Source organism: Sphingobium sp. D43FB (assembly GCF_002312805.1).
Taxonomy (GTDB): domain Bacteria; phylum Pseudomonadota; class Alphaproteobacteria; order Sphingomonadales; family Sphingomonadaceae; genus Sphingobium.
Window position 1 is genome coordinate 1 of record NZ_NMUA01000047.1, and the last position, 15,789, is coordinate 15,789.

Here is a 15,789-nt window from a genome sequence, read left to right on the forward strand (position 1 = left end):
GGCCATAGCCGTTGCGCGTGTTGCCGGCACCTTCGCCTGTCGCAAGATGGTGATCCATCTCCGCGTTTAACGCGCGCTCCGTCAGCGCCTTCTTCAGCGAATCCAGCAAGCCACCTTGTTCAAATGCGGCACTGGCAGCGCCTCCGGCCAAAAGCTGGTCGAGAAGCGCATTGGGAATAACGGGTTCTTTGCGTCGTGACATAGTGGGACTCCTTGTTACCCATTATGCCCGGCCACACACGGAAATCCTGACAGTCCCGACGTCGCTACTACAAAAGCTTGGAAAATCTATCTGCGGCGATCGTCATCTCCGACGAGGCCGAGATCTATGATAATAGCCTAGCCTATGAACCCTACCGACCCGTGGCCAGCTGGGACGGCGGCAAACTTCGGCGGACCCTCAGACCTATGCCTGGCTGGTTTGCATCAGCATGTTCGGATTTTGAGGGCGCAGGGCTGCTGGGCAGACGGCAAAACTGAAACATCAGACGCTTATTGTAACGGTCTCATTTTCTGCGACTATGGCTTTCCCCAGCTAACATCAATGTCAGCATTCAATCCTCCCTGCCCTGCTTCCGACCCGAGCTGGTCTTCACCATAGGACGCGATGAATTTGCGGCTCTTTCAAAGGGTGCCGATCTGGCCGTGAACCGGGACGATCACCCTCCCCCCAACATCGCTCGACCAAGCAGTTCAACAGATCCTGCACAAACGGCTGCAAAATGACATCCGTTCGAAATGGGAACATGTGGAACAGCAGATACCGTCTCGCGCCGCGGCTTACGGTTGGCATGCAATTGCCATGACCCGCGTTACCGACCGCAGCGACCAGACCGGGCCGCCCTATTGCAGTCTGGCCGTTCGCGCCGAGCCTTACCAGGCATAGCGCAGGCTGATGGTTCCCCCGATAGTGCTGTAGTTGCGCGATAGCCGGGCATCGCCGGATGCGCTCACCGACCATGACCGCGCTGCACTCCACTGCCCGCCGAACCGAACCAATGCGGCGTTGGCGTCGGCCGGCAGAGTCGTCCGGCTGATCTGAATCGACGGAAGCTCCGCAAAGCTGCGTGCCACGCTGCGATCGGTCTGGAAGTCGTGAATCCAGGCCAGTTGCAACAGTGGCGAGAAGCTGCCGCCGCCAGAAGTGCTCCACCGGCCATCGACCCGCACGCCAAGCGACATCGGCAGGGCGGTGATCGTCTTTTTGTGGAAAGTGATCGCGCTTTCACGGGCGTTGGACAGGTTCTCCGTCGCGGAACCCTGATACAATCGCATCGGCTCGATAGAAACGAACGGCACGATATGCGCTGCCGGTCCGCCAAGGTCGAACGCATAGCCGGTTTCGAACCGCGCGCCGACGGTTTTGGTGTTCAGCTTGAGCGAACCTGCCACGCTGACACCCAGCGCATCCAGTCGGCGGGTAAAACGGGTGGTGCCGGTGCCGACCTGGGCCAGTGCCGACACATAAGCCGAACCGATATGGCCGATGCCGTAGAGGCTGAGCGAATAATGGTCCCCCTGCGCGTTCGAATGGGGCGCAACCAGGCTAGACGAGGCATCCATATAGGTGAATGCGGCGCCGAGCAGAATGGGGTCTGCTCCCGTTTCGCCGTCGATGCCGACGGTTAGGCCACGCAGTTGGCTGGACAGTCCTGCACCGCTGCCAGCAGACGCGGTGGGCGTCAGCCAGAACCGGTTTGCGCCGGATTGTGCAGGTTCAACACGCCAGCCATCGAGGCGATCGGTGACCGACTGGACCGATCGCTGCGCCACCGACAGAACTTGCCGGGGCACAATCGTCACCCCGCCTGCACCGAGCGTCTTATAGGCGCTTTCCAGCTTGTGTGTGCTTTCGAGCCCAACCAGTCGTGCGGTCAACAGGCGTGACAGCGCCGATCCGCCTCGATCCTGGATCGCGCCGAACGCATTACCGATCTCAACGCCTGCACCACTGAGGCCATCAGGGGCAAAATTCGCGGTCGATACAAGGCTCAGCACGCCGCCGTCGTTCGCGAGCGCATAGCTGAGGATCGCGCTCCGGGCGGTGCTGAGCGTCATGCCCTGCGCCGCCAGCCCGCCGACGGCCGAAACGACCCCGCCAAGCTTGAAGCTGCCCGGCCGGACCGACCCGGCGTTGAGCGTCTTGATCGCCAGCGTGCCGTCCAGTTGCGCAGCGCCAAGGATATGGAACGTATCGGAACGCCCGCTATGATGATCGACCCCGATCTGGATCGATCCGGTCGCAGATTGCGTGAACGCACCGTTGATAAGGACGCTGCCGACGCCTGATGCATTGCCAAGGATGCCGTCATTGCGGAAGTGGCCGACACTACCCAGATCAATCGATGACCCCGACTGGATCGTGCCTCCCGCCAGATTGTGGAGAAGGTTCGTCCCACCGTCCTTCAGCGCGATGCTGCCCAGCATGGTGCCGTAGTTGGCGATGGTGGTGTCGCCGGACAGGCTCTTGATGGCCATTCCCGCATCACCGTCCATGGTGGACATGGTGCCGCTGTTGTTGATGAGGTTGATGGGCGAATCTAGCAGCGCTGCATGGCCGCCTGCGCCGCCCAAGACGCTTGCCCCTTCTTCGATATTGAGGATGGGGTCAGTCGAGGAGAAGGCATAGATGGCGCTCGCCCCGGCACCCGTGGCCTTGATCGACACACCGCTGCGCAGGTTCACCGTGACGACACCGGATACGCCGCCTGCGCCTGCGCTGATCAGACGCGCAGAGTTACCGTTCATCACCAATCCGCCACCGCCTGCGACCGATTGGGCCACGACGCCGTAAGCACCCGCGCCCGTGGTGGAGATCGAGGCATTCACATTGACGGTGACGTTGCCGGAATTGGCAGACGTGCCGGCGATGGGGGTCGCCGATACGGCATTGCCGCTGGAGAGGACCGCGCCGCCGCCACCGCCCACGCTTTGGGCAAGGATGCCGATCGCGTTGACGCCAGTGGTGGAGATCGCTGCATTGCTGGCGATGGTAACGTTGGCGCTGTTGGCATTGGAGCCAGTCCCGGTGGTGACGAATGTTGCGGGCGTGTAGACATACCCCGACCCGGTCCGCGAAACGGAAGCCGGAACGTATGTGGTGACGAATGGCGAAGCCATCGACCCGCCAAGACTTGCGCTTCCCGACGAGATGGCGAGACCGCCGCCGCCGCCGATGCTCTGTGCAACGATGCCGATCGCGCCCACACCGCTGGTGGTGATAGTAGCATTTGAGGATATGGCGACATCCGTTGCAGTGCCGCCGGGCTTGCCGCCGAGCACGGCATTGCTGGCAATCACCTGGCTCATGCCGCCGCCGCCCGCAATCGATTGCGCGACAATAGCATGGGCGAAATTGCCGCGTGTAGCGATGGCGCCGCTGGTAGCCGAAACATTCACGGTGCCGCTCGTCCCGGCGGAGGTGCCGGCGGAGCCAAGGGTCATGGTCCCGGAAAAGCTGCTCGCCGGCGACGCGGACAAGCTTGCCAGACCGCCGCCACCTGATACGCTTTGGGCAAGGATGCCCACTGCCTGCGCGCCGCTCGTTGTGATGTTGGACGTGCCGGTTACCGCTACATTGCCTGCGGCGCCGGAGCCGTTTAGCTGGCCGAGCCGCCCGTTGGCGCTCCCGCTGTTGGTGCCCGTGGATTGATCGGTGAAGCTGGCGACACCGCCACCGCCGCCGACCGACTGCGCCAGCAGTGCGACGGCATTGGCGCCGGTGGTGGAGAGGCTAGCCGAATAGCTCGCCGCAACCGCGCCACCATCGCCGCTGATATTGCCTGTCGCGCCCAGGTTCAACGATGCGGTGATCCCGCCGGTCGATCCGCTGAGCCTGCTGGCGCCGCCGATGCCGCCGCCGCCGCCGATCGACTGCGCGATAAGGCTGAACGCGCCTGCGCCGCTGGTGGCGACCTGACCATAGCTGGTCAGCGTGACTGCGCTGCCATGCTGGCCGCTGCCCGCCGAACCGCCGAGCGTCAGACCGACATTGGCCGTACCGCCGCCCGCGCTGGTCGCGCTGGAGGTCGAGGCCGAACCGCCGCCGCCACCCACCGATTGCGCGAACATCCCGTAAGCCAGCGCACCCGATGTCTTGATCGCGCCCGCATTGGTGAGCGATACCGCGCCACCCAAACCTCCGACACCGCCCGATCCACCGAGTACCGCTGCAATCGCATAGGAACCGCCATTGGCGTTGCTGGTCGCCGATCCACCATTGCCGCCGCCGCCGCCAACCGATTGCGCCTGAATCGCCGTCGCTTGATCGCCTGCGGTGGTGATCGCGAGCTGATTGGCCACTTCGACGGCGGAACCGCCGCCGCCCGCGCCGCCATTGCCGCCAAGGCCCATTGCCACTGCCATGCCGCTGGCCGTGTTCGCGTCGGCATTGCCAGCATAGGTCGTGTTGCTTGAAGCGCTGCCGCCGCCGCTGCCCGATCCGGCGGTTGCCGCCGCACTGAACGCGCCGCCGTTGCCGCCACCGCCACCGACTGACTGTGCGAAGATGCCGTAGGAGCCAGTGCCGAAGGTAACGATGCCCTGTCCACTGGTCGCCGTGGCGCAGTGGCCACCGCTAGTCGTGCCGCAGACCAGCACAGCGCCGCCCGCGCCGCCGCCGGCACCCGTACCGGACAGGCCGATCGCCACCGACGCGGAACCGCCCGAACCGGTTGTCGAGCTGGTCGAGCCACCATTGCCGCCGCCACCGCCGACGGATTGCGCGAAGATCGCGCTGCTGCCCGCCGCATAGGTGGTGAGCAGGCCGCCACTTTGCGTCACCTGCACCGCGCCGCCTGCGCCCGCGCCCGCGCCGTTGCCGCCCATCGACATCGAGACGCTAGCCTTCCCCGCATTGGCATTGGTGCTGCTCGACCCGCCATTGCCGCCACCGCCGCCAACCGACTGGGCGAAGATCGCCGCCGATCCCGACGCGAGGAATGCCGTGGACGCGCTGCCGGTGGTGATCGAACCGCTGTTCGCCACGGACACCGCGTTGCCCGCGCTTCCAGAACCGCCAGCGCCGCCCAGGCTCATGCCAACCGCATAGCCGCCGTCGCCGCCCGCGCCGCCCTGGCCGCCGCTGCTATTGTGGCCAGCGGACGAGGATGTGGCGTTATTGGCGGAGGTATAGGCCGTCCCGCCCGTGCGAACGCTCGCCTGGGTCGAGCTGGACGACCCGCTGCTGGCGGGAGCCGCTTCGGCCGAGCTATAGGCCGCGCCGCCATTGCCGCCGCCGCCGCCGACCGACTGGGCGAAGATGCCCGCCGAATTGCTCGCCAGCGTGGTGATCGCGCCGCTATTCTTGACCAGCACGGCCCCGGTGGTGCCACCGCCACCGCCCGAACCGCCCAGCGCGAAGCTGAGCGCTGCAGCGCCGCCAGAGGTTGCCGAAGTCGATGTCGAGCCGCCATTGCCGCCACCGCCGCCCACCGACTGGGCGAAGATACCGGACGAAACATTGCCGCCAGTGCTGATCGCGTGGGTGCTGACCACGGACACGTCGCCGCTATTGCCGCCGACGCCGCCTGCGCCGCCCAGGCTGATCGCGCCGGAATAGTTGCCGCCGGACGCATTGGCTGTGCTTGATCCGCCATTGCCGCCGCCGCCGCCGACCGACTGCGCGAACACGCCATTGGACAGGTCGCCACTGGTCGCGATGCGGGCCGCATTGTTGACGAGCACCCGGCCACCCTGGCCACCCGTCCCACCACTGCCGCCGATACTGAGCGATGCGCCAGCGCCGTTATCGGCCTTCTCGTCCGAAGCGGGCGGGCCGGAGGTCGCAAGCTGCGCTGCGGTCGAGACGGATGCACCGCTGTTGGTCTGCTGGGCAAAGCCGCTGCCGCTGTACGAAGCCGCACCGCCATTGAGCGCGCCGCCTGCTTCGCCCGTCGCCGATGCGCTGGCCGCGCCGCCATTGCCGCCGCCGCCGCCCACCGATTGCGCGAAGATGCCATTCGATTGGGCGCCGTGCGTTGTGAGTGTGCCGCCGGTCTGTGTCACGATCACATCGCTGCCGTGGCCGCCACCGCCGCCATAGCCGCCGATCGCGACCGCTACAGCATATTTGTTGCTCGACGCGCTCGCATCGGACCAGCCGCCATTGCCGCCGCCGCCGCCGACCGACTGCGCATAAATCGCGGACGCTGCGTTGCCATAAGTGGTGATCGAGCCCGAATTGGGCATCGCAATCGAGGCCACGCCGGCCAGCGGCTTGTCGGTGCGGCCTGCCGCATAGCCAGATGTCACATAATCCCTCGCGGCAGCGGTGAGGTCATCGCCGAACTTCGCGCTCACGTCGGAATAGTTCGCCAGATATTGGCGGACGTTGAAGCCGTTTGCGTTTCTTCCCTCACGGATGCTGCTGGTGAGGAAATGCTCGAATCCATAAGTCGGATTGTCGCCGATATTGCGGACCAGGTCGCTCCACGACGCGATATATTCATACGGGTTGAAATTGACCGCGACCGTGCCGCCATTGCCGCCCACGCCGCCGCCGCCGCCCACCGACACTGAAACAGATCCGGTGCCCGCAATCGAATTGGCATAGGCCGATCCGCCATTGCCGCCGCTGCCGCCGATCGATTGCGCCAGGATGCCGATCGACTGGTCGCCGCTGCTGATGCTGCCCGGCGTGACCGGCGCGCCCGTCACGATGTTGCCGAACTGGTTGACCGTGACACTGGCAGCATCGCCGCCTGCCGCGCCCGCGCCGCCGATCGCGACCGAGGCCGAAACCGATGTGTTCTTGCTGTTGCCGCCGCCCGCAGTGACGCTGAAGGCCGCGGCGTTGCCGCCATTGCCGCCGCCGCCGCCGATCGATTGCGCGATAATCCCGATCGAGGACAGACCCGATGTGACGATGTCGCCGGTGCTTTGGACGGCAACCGCCTTTGCCGCCTGACCCGTGCCGCCGCTGCCGCCGGTCGCTCCGGCTGCGCCGACCGACAGCGGGACACGCGGAAAGCCCGTGGCGATCGCGCCCGAGAGCGCCGATCCGCCATTGCCGCCGCTGCCGCCGATCGATTGAGCGAGAATGCCGGTCGAAAGATCCCCCTTGGTGACGATCTTGCCATTGCTGATCAGGCTGACCGACCCGGCGATGCTGCCGTTGCCGCCTGCTCCACCGACCGAGATCGCGGGCGCGACAACGGCCGCCCCGGCGAGCGCAGCGCTGAACCCGCCGCTGCCGCCATTGCCGCCGATCGATTGCGCCAACAGGCCAACCGAAAGCGATCCATTGGTGGTAACCGACTGGTCCGAAATGAGCATAACATTCCCGGCGCGCCCGCCGCTGCCGCCCGATCCGCCGAGCGAGACGGACACCGCACTCAGCGCGCCGATTGCGCCGGAGAATGCCCATCCGCCGTTACCGCCATTGCCGCCGATCGACTGTGCGACCGCGCCGTTGGACTGGCTCCCGGTGGTGATGACAGCGCGGTTGCGATCGGCCAGCGACAGCATGACATCGCCGGCAATGCCGCCATAGCCGCCATCGCCGCCGATCGCCGCGCTCAGGCCCAGCGTGCCGCCATAGCCGCCAGCGATCGCAAAGCCGCCATTGCCGCCATGCCCGCCTAGGCTTTGCGCCACGACGGCCGAGGACAGGTCACCAGTGACCGTCGTATTACCGAACTGCGCGACGGTGACGGCGCTTGCGCGCCCGCCATAGCCGCCATTGCCGCCGAGCGAGAGCGATCCCGAAACATTGGGGCTATAGCTGCCTGCTATGGCGAAGCCGCCGCTGCCGCCTGATCCGCCGATCGATTGCGCCAGAATGCCGCCGGCATTGCCGGTCGTCGCGGCCTTCGCGGTGATGTCGCCCGAACTCCAGACATTGACGGTGCCGGCACCGCCACCGATGCCGCCCGAACCGCCAAGCCCGATGCTGGCTGCAAGCGTGCCGCCATAGCTGCCCGCCACCGCAAAGCCGCCGGAGCCGCCGCCGCCGCCGATCGACTGCGCCTGCAATGCCGCAGCGCCACCGCCCGTCGTCGTCAGCGCGCCGCCATTCACCACGCTAACCGCGCTGGACAGGCCGCCACCGCCACCGCCGCCGCCGATGCTGTTGGCACTGCCGACGCCCATCGAGACCGAGCCTGCAGTCGCATAGCCGCCATTGCCGCCGCCGCCGCCGATCGACTGCGCCAGGATCGCGTTCGAGCCATAGCCGCTGGTGGTGATAGAAGCCGCGCCAGCATCGGTCAGGTTATAGACCAATGCCCCGCCGCCGACGCCGCCGGTACCCCCCTTGCCACCGACCGACAGCGTTACGGCCAACCCGCCGATACCTGCCGCGCCGCTGATTGCCGATCCGCCCGCACCGCCGCCGCCGCCGATCGACTGCGCCATCAGGCCTTGGGAAAAATCGCCCTGTGTCGTTATCAGCCCACCCTGATTTTCCACCGTGACCGCCGCTGCCGATCCGCCCAATCCGCCCGTGCCGCCAATGCCGATGCCGATGGCTACGGTTCCTGCCAGCGCAGCATCGATCGCCGTTCCGCCGCTACCGCCGCCGCCGCCGATCGACTGCGCCAATATGCCCTGCGAGCTCAACCCGCGGGTCGCGATGGAGGCGCCGCCAGTGCTGGCAAACACCTCAGCGCCAGTGCCGCCGTTGCCGCCGGATCCGCCCAGCGCCACGGAAAACGCGCCGAAAAAGCCCGCCGACAGCGCTACGGCATACCCGCCGCTGCCACCGCCCCCGCCGACCGACTGGGCGAGAATACCCTGCGACGAAAGGCCCGCCGTCGACAGGATCTTGCCGGTCGCCGGCGTGGTCAGGCTGCCGCGTCCGCTGTTGCCGCAGATTGCAGGCCGGTACGAGTTCGTGCTGAAGGTGTTGCAGTTGACGGTGATGATGTTGCCATTGCCGCCTCCGCCGCCCGTTCCGCCGTGCGCAACCGAGGTTGCCTCGCCTAGGAATGACGTCGCCATCGCCATCGCGCCGCCGGCATTGCCGCCGCCGCCGCCCACCGACTGGGTGAAGATAGCCGCCGAACTGATCTCTACGGTGTGGATCGAGCCGCCGTTAAGTAGCGCGATCTCGCCGCCATTGCCGCCGCCGCCGCCGCTGCCGCCCGTGGCATGTGCCGACCCGCCAAAGATCGTCTTCGACTTCGCCTTGGCATAGCCACCGCTGCCGCCACCGCCGCCAATCGACTGGGCGAACAGGCCGAACGCGCCGCCAGCGCTGTCGTCATTGTTCGGCGTCGTGCTCAGGCCTGCAAGGCACGCATTGCCGGTGCAAATGTCTCCGCTGTTAAACAGGAAGACGCCGCCGCCCACGCCGCCATCGCCGCCGCTGCCGCCAACCGCCACTGACCGGCGCCCGCTAGCCGTGGCAAAACCTGCCTTGCCGCCGCCGCCGCCGACCGATTGCGCGAATACGCCGACAGACGACGAACCGAAGATGCTGACCGTGCCCGTATTAGTGATGTTGACGATGTTGCCATTGCCCGCCTTCCCGCCATCGGCACCCAGCGCATGTCGTCCGGCGTCGCCGCCCGCATCGCCGCCGCCGCCGCCGACCGACTGGCCGGCGATCGCCGCGATGCTGACCGGATTGCAACCACTAAGGCCCGAACTTTCGCAATCACGAACCGATGCGCTGCCGATGGTGATCGCGCCATAGTTGGCGATACCGACGACGCCCGCATGGCCGCCATAGCCCCCGCCGCCGCCATAACCACTGACGCTGGTGCCCGCATTGCCGCCAAAGCCGCCGATGCTCTGCGCGACGATGCCCATGCCGCCATTGGTTCGGATGGCCCCATTGTTCGTGATATAGATATCACCGCCCGAACCACCGGGCAGACCGTTGCCGCCGGATGAATTCTTGTTGCCGTTATCGGCATAGCCGCCTTCGCCGCCTAGGCCGCCGCCACTTTGCGCGACGATGCCGAACGCCGTCGGCCCGCCTACGATATTGAGGCTGACATTGTTGACGAGCGAAATGAAGCCCGCATTGCCGCCCAGGCCGCCGTCACCCCCGGAAAATGTCTTGCGCCGAGTATTGCCGCCCGTCCCGCCATTGCCGCCATAATTATATACCAGAATACCCGTATTGCTCGCCGTATAACCACCGGCCGGCTGGTTCGCGCCCGGATTGATGGTCAGGTTCACAGTGCCGCCATTGCCGCCTTTACCGCCATTGCCGCCGTCATAAACGCAACCGTCATCGTAGATGTCGTTGCCGCCGTGCCCGCCCGCGCCGCCGCGACTGCCGACAATCGCGATTGATCCGTTGCGGGTTGCGGTCGGGCTCGCCGGTGCATAGGTCAGCGGGTTACCGCCGTGATTGGCGATCGGACCGGTGGCACCATCGCCGCCGGGGCCTGTGCCACAGCTGTTGTTCTGGCGGTTGTCCTTGCCCGCCGCGCCGTCGGCACCGTGCTGCCCTTCGAGATAGGCGGGGTTGCCGTAATTGACGACCACCTGCGCTCGCGCCTCAGTGGCGGTCGCGACGAAAGCGATGGCACCCAGGCTCGCGGCACCCAGCAAGTGCTGCACCATGCGCCGTTGCAGCCTTGTCGTTGCAGGGGTTTGGAACGCGGGCGTTTCGAATGGCATGACTGGCTTCCATCTACAACCAAAGGAGCGATATATTTTACGCGCGCGAACTGGCCCTAAGCTTTCGCCAAACAAGCATGACCGGTGCCATACCAGCGCGCGTTAAACGACAGGCCGTCGTGCAACTATCTCAAGCCTAGGGAGAAAATATTAAGAAGCCGCTTCAACTGACCGATGGCGGCTGCAAGTTCAAGATATCGAGAATGCGCAGAAGGCAGCCGCGCCAGACGGCAGGGGCTGTCGAAATGTCATCCCACGCACCCCCTCAGCGAACCCGTGGCGGTTCGCAAGCCACGAAGCGCGAATAGCATGCCCCTCGCCTCGCGTCGGAAATGGCGAGTTACGGGGCCTGTGCGTGCTCACGCCCCGCTAGGTTAACGAATTCTAGCAGACTTGTTCCTATCACGCGCACTATGCGATTAGCGACGATCACGAACTGGGCCTACGGCGCGACCGTCCTGCTGACGCTCGCCTCGGCAACGACGATGCTGCTGGCGTCCGGCGCGCAGGAGAAGGAGCGCGCGGCGGTCGCGCAGCGCTACCAGCTTGATCAAGCCACCTCGAAGATTGCTGCCGAAGTATCCGCATCGAGTGACCAGGCGCGGGATTTCGTCATCACTGGACAAGAGGCCCACCTTGCCGCCTACCGTCGCGAGGTCGAAGCCCTGCGGTCGGTCGAGAATCGCGTTCGTCACCTGAAGGACAATGGCGCCTCGGCGGACGAGTTGACGGCGCTCACCGAAGCGATACGTTGGGCCGATAGCCTTCAGGACGAGCAGGTCGACGCGATCGCTGCCTTCCAGCGTGGCGACGATGACCGTGCCCGTGAAATCCTGTTCGGCGCCGAGTATGAACGGGGCCTCGACCGCGTCGCTGGCAATATCGAGCGCTTCCAGTATCGCCTCGACCAGCGTACCGATGCCGAGGTCGCGGCCGCAACGACGATAGCCCGGATCTGGAAGACAAGTTCGGAGATCGTGCTGGGGCTTACCGGCTTTCTGTCGCTGTGCGTCCTCTACTTCATCTTCAAGCGGCGGGTGTTGCATCCGGTGGTGCGGCTGAGCGACGTCGTCAGCCGGCTCGCCAGGCAGGACTATGCAGTCGAAGCCCCGGATTACGACCAGATCGACGAGATCGGCGACATGGCCCAGGCCATCCGCATATTTCGCGAAAATGGGCTCGAACGGCAACGGCTCGAGGCCGAACGCGCCGGGGATCAAACCATGCGTGCCTTGCTGTCGCGGATGACCCAGCGGATGCAGGGCTGCGATACTATGCACAATCTCGAACGGGTCGTCTCGGGGTTCGTGCCCGAGATCGCGCCTGGGCACGCCGGCCGTCTCTATCGCCTGGACGAATCACGCAACGTTATGGTCGAACGATGCGCGTGGCTGGCACCGACTCATTCACGGGCAGAGTTTTCGCCGATGGCTTGCTGGGCTTTGCAGCGAAGCGATCTGCATCGGCCATGCGGACAATTGATCGATATTCCCTGCGACCATGTCGATCCTCAAGGCGACATTGGCGTGGCTTCGATCTGCCTGCCGCTGATCGCCCAGCGCGTCACGCTCGGGCTGCTTTATCTTGAGCCCCGCGCTGACCTTCCCGAACCGGCGAGAGAGGTCAGCGAAACCTATCTGAGGGGGCTTGCGGAAAATATCGGCCTGGCCCTTGGAAACCTGCGCTTGCGCGATGCGCTTCGCGAGATGGCGATGGCCGATCCGCTGACGGGTCTCGCCAACCGCCGCCAGCTCGACATGGTACTCGAAGTTCAACTGGCAGAGGCTGATCGGCTCGGACGACCCATCAGCTGCCTGATGCTTGATGTCGACCATTTCAAGCGGTTCAACGATCAGTTCGGCCACGACGCGGGCGACGCCGTGCTCCGCGCTCTTGGCAAGATCCTGCTGACCTTGACACGCGAGCACGGGCTTGCCTTCCGCTTTGGCGGCGAGGAGTTCCTGCTGCTGATGCCGGAACTTGAGGCCGAGCAAGCCAGCCAACGCGCTGAAGACATCCGCTCCCGCGTCAATGCGTTGCGGATGCAGCATGACGGGCGCGAACTGGGACCAATTACCGTCTCGATTGGCATGGCCTGCGCGCCGCTCCATTGCCCGTTCGACACGCTCGTCAAAACGGCAGATGCGGCCCTGCTTCGCGCAAAGGAAGCCGGGCGTGACCGCATCGTCGTCGCCCACACACGCCGTTCAGGACACAGTGCGGCCTGATCGTCTTCCTGTTCGCGCTGCCCAGCAAGCTCAGGTTTGACCTCGCGCGCTTTCTGAACCGTCACGCGGGCCTGATATTCGTCGGCAGTGAGATGGTAGGCACCCCAATTGGCGGCAATGCTGATGAGCGCGTCGATGACCGTGGCTTCGCGACCTTCGGCAGCAAGTGCGTCGAGCACCATCGCGCCCACCACGCGTTTCGACAGCTTTGTGCCGGTTGCCGGGTCGCGGGCACTCAGAAAGCGACCGATCAGGGGTTCCGGGACATTCGCACGCCGCAAGAGCTGGTCTGCGGCGGTGCATTTGATGTTCACGAGCGTAGCGATGATTTCAATCGCCAAGCGGCGTTGGTCGAGGAGGGAAACCGTCATTCGACCTCTCCGAAGGCATCTGCGTAGAGTTGCTCGATCTGGCTGGATTCCTCGTCGGTCAGGGCGCCGAACTCTCGGGTCCGCGCCCGCTGGGAGAAGCGGCCGGCATTTTGCTCAAGAAACTTCTGCAGCAGCTCGATACGGGCCGCAGGCATATCGACGATCTCCTGCACAGCATCGCTGAACTGGTCGAATGCTTCTAGGAAGCGGACCTCGCGCGGAAGGTCTTCCACGATGGTCTGTTCCACGCACGCATAGAGAAACTCGGCATGCGCAGTGGCATCGAAATAGCGGTAGAAGTCGATCGTCTGGTTGAGTACCTCGACATTGCCTTCCTTGGTTCGCTGCCATTCGATCTCAGGAAGGAGGGGACGCGAATAAGTCTCGAGAACGGAGCGATAGCCTTCGAGCTGACGCAGGATCGCGGCGCTGATCGGAAACACGAGCCCTGTCGGATTGTAGTGAGCCGAGGCCAGTGCGTGGTGGATCAGCCAGCGATGGATGCGGCCGTTCCCGTCCACGAAGGGGTGGATGTAGACGAAGCCAAAGGCCATGGCGGCCGCGGTAACGACGGCATCAAGGCCACCATCCAAGGTCCGTTCGGCATAAGCGACAAGACCCGTCAGCAGGCTTTCGATGTCTTCATGGCGGGCGCTGATGTGATCGGGCAGCGGTTCCCCTGTCTCGCGATCATGGACGCCGACGAAGCCGCCCTCGGTTCGCAGGCCGAGCCGAACAAAGCGGGTATCCTCGCCGATGACGACGCGCTGAAGGCGTTCGAACTCGGCGATCGTGAGCGGATGCGTCCCTGCCTGCGCGATTGCCTGCCCCCAGCGCGCCGCGCGTGTTCCGGAGGGGCGTTCGCCCTCGATGGCGAAGGATGATTTGGAATCATTGAGAAGGAGAAAGGCGGCAGCCCGGGCGATGACGTCGCCACGGACCCTGCCAATCTCCGCGCGGGCGAGTTGGTCGAGCTGCTTGGCTGCGACGGTTTCGAGGGCATTGGTACGCCGGACCATCGGACAGAAGGCAGGCGTTCCAGGGAGGTTGTCGATGACCTTGTGGCGCGATGACACCCGGCCTTTCGCCAACGCGAACTGTAGCTTGTCGTCGATGATCGGAACGGCCTTGACCTTGCCGGGGTCGGGAAGATCAAGCGCCTCGCCGGTGATCCATTCGTAGAGGAACCAGATACGACGGGCGAACGCGCCCGTTGGCGTCGCGAGAATGAAGTCACTTATGGTCTGCGCGCCGATGGTAGCAAAAAGGCGTGCAAGGACGCTAAGGTCGACACCCTCCCATTTGAGGGCAAACACCAACTGACCCGCGAGAGTCGCTTCGGCAAAATGTCTCGGCGTCAGGAGCGTCCAGTCGTCGGTTGAGGCGGGATGATGGCGCTCGGCGATGGCAGCAAGGTGCGGCGGCATGGGCAGCGACAGATCATATCTCGCTATGAGCGCGGCATAGCCCTGCGGGATCGCGGGCTCAGGCAAGCGCCGTCCGCGAAAATCCATCACTGCTTGCGAAGGCCACTCACCCATAAACGATCCCGTAAAAACCGCTCACTGCGGTCTAGACCAACTGCGAATATGGATCACTGGCTATGAATTTCAATCACTATCGACGACTATATGTGAATATCGATCTCCAAACATATGCTCCTTCGACCTAATTGATGCCCTGCCAGAGCGGACCGCTTCAAACTGGGCGATCAAGGAGCCTTCGGCGTCGGATCGCTTTAATCTCACAGAAGGTGGATCCGTCGCCTTACGGAGAAACGCTGAGGCCTCCAGGCTGGCGGGAGCGAGCAAACTGACTTGCTCCTGCACGGTCGCTAGACTCCGCCTGGCGGCCTACGACCACCTCACGTCGTTCCGTCGTCGGCGCATGAACGACAGGTTATGTCGGAAGATGACGTAGGGGATTTCACCTGCTTGTCGGTCAGCCCGATGACCGCCTTGAGATTTCGCGCTTCTCTGCCGGTTGAGCAGTTGTTACGCTGATCCTCAAAGCAAGCAGGAGGTCATTTGGTGGCGATCGACCATTTTCAAGGTTGGGAAGCCGTTGCCGATAGGTTCATGAAGATTCGATCCGAGGTCGGAACAGCGGTAGTGCGGTCTTGGGCGCAAGAATGCTTGCTTCCATCGTCGTCGATTGTGGATGTCGGATGTGGTTCTGGAGTCCCGATCGCAAAGGCGCTTACCGATGACGGGTTTGCCTTGTTCGGCATTGATGCATCACCCACGCTTATCGCGGCATTCCGTGACAACCTTCCTGCGAAGCCCGTCGTGTGCGAACCTGCGCAGGACAGTGCCTTCTTCGGTCGCACTTTCGAAGGGGCCGTATCGATCGGCCTCATCTTCCTACTTAGTGCAAACAATCAGCGGACGGTGCTTGGCAAGGTAGCTGGCGCCCTCGATCCGGGCGGGCGTTTTCTTTTCAGCGCGCCACAACAAGCGTGCGAACGGAGTGACACGCTGACTGGCCGCCCTCCGTGCCAACGACGGTGAGACAAAGCACCGCCGGTAATTTAGCCTTGAGGGCGCGGATGAGATATCACCATGGTTATGCCGCGTATTCCAAACGACGAGACGAACTCCGCCGCCGCAGGCGCT

The 15,789-nt window shown here is 64.5% G+C and carries 5 protein-coding genes and 1 pseudogene; 3 read left to right on the forward strand and 3 right to left on the reverse strand.

All coding sequences use genetic code 11. The annotated features are described in order from the left end of the window. Together SxD43FB_RS21255 and SxD43FB_RS21260 are read right to left on the reverse strand one after the other, a co-directional pair. Positions 1-202: pseudogene (locus tag SxD43FB_RS21255) on the reverse strand (IS256 family transposase); the annotation flags it as partial. Between the two features lie 671 nt (positions 203-873). Then, complete coding sequence (locus tag SxD43FB_RS21260) at positions 874-10,575, reverse strand: autotransporter outer membrane beta-barrel domain-containing protein (protein ID WP_096063872.1); 9,702 nt, start codon at positions 10,573-10,575, stop codon at positions 874-876. 413 nt (positions 10,576-10,988) lie between these two features. On the opposite strand from SxD43FB_RS21260, the gene SxD43FB_RS21265 reads away from it, so the two are divergent. Together SxD43FB_RS21265 and SxD43FB_RS24930 are read left to right on the forward strand one after the other, a co-directional pair. Beyond that, positions 10,989-12,803 (forward strand): diguanylate cyclase, encoded by a 1,815-nt coding sequence (locus tag SxD43FB_RS21265; protein WP_096063873.1) that lies wholly within the window; start codon positions 10,989-10,991, stop codon positions 12,801-12,803. A gap of 92 nt (positions 12,804-12,895) precedes the next feature. Next, positions 12,896-13,201 (forward strand): hypothetical protein, encoded by a 306-nt coding sequence (locus SxD43FB_RS24930; RefSeq protein ID WP_141249580.1) that lies wholly within the window; start codon positions 12,896-12,898, stop codon positions 13,199-13,201. Here the strand turns inward: SxD43FB_RS24930 and SxD43FB_RS21270 are convergent. After that, positions 13,171-14,715 (reverse strand): Fic family protein, encoded by a 1,545-nt coding sequence (locus SxD43FB_RS21270; RefSeq protein ID WP_096063874.1) that lies wholly within the window; start codon positions 14,713-14,715, stop codon positions 13,171-13,173. The genes SxD43FB_RS24930 and SxD43FB_RS21270 overlap by 31 nt on opposite strands. A 489-nt stretch (positions 14,716-15,204) precedes the next feature. On the opposite strand from SxD43FB_RS21270, the gene SxD43FB_RS21275 reads away from it, so the two are divergent. Then, positions 15,205-15,684 carry a class I SAM-dependent methyltransferase gene (locus SxD43FB_RS21275; RefSeq protein ID WP_096063875.1) on the forward strand — a complete coding sequence of 160 codons (480 nt, stop codon included), beginning with the start codon at positions 15,205-15,207 and terminating at the stop codon, positions 15,682-15,684. Positions 15,685-15,789: the final 105 nt, after the last annotated feature.